Annotated in this window: 1 protein-coding gene; it reads left to right on the top strand. The window is 62.8% G+C overall.

The features are described 5' to 3' along the window. Positions 1 to 85: 85 nt before the first annotated feature. Positions 86 to 425: invasion associated locus B family protein (locus EN906_RS36990; protein ID WP_206529306.1), on the top strand; the 340-nt coding region annotated here is incomplete at its 3' end.

Genomic DNA, 425 nt, shown 5'->3' with positions numbered 1-425 from the left:
ATCCGGGGCAATCTGTCGGGCACGGCCGCGGGTGGGCATGTCGGTGTCGGCGCCGGCATCAGCTTCACCTTGAACTGAGGCAGGAATGAAAGGACTTGTTGCCCTGACCTGCCTGGCACTCTGCGGCGGCCTCGTGCCGGCCGCCGGGCAGGTTGCGTCGACCTACAGGATCAAACCTTCGGACGTGGTGGTGCCGCCCGAGGTGAAGCTCGGCGACTATCAGCGCACCATCCGCCCATTCGATAACTGGACACTGATCTGCGACGAGAACCTCAAGGCCCGCAAGAAGGTCTGCAACGTCTCGCAGATCATCGAGGACGCATCAGGCAAGATGGCCTTCAGCTGGTCGCTTGCCGCCACACAGGACGGCAAGCCTTACATGATCCTGCGCACCGCTGCGAATGCCAGGAGCGATGGACTGGTGT

It is taken from the genome of Mesorhizobium sp. M7A.F.Ca.CA.004.06.1.1 (assembly GCF_003999135.1).
Lineage (GTDB): Bacteria > Pseudomonadota > Alphaproteobacteria > Rhizobiales > Rhizobiaceae > Mesorhizobium.
This window is presented reverse-complemented; position numbering and strand designations above follow the sequence as displayed.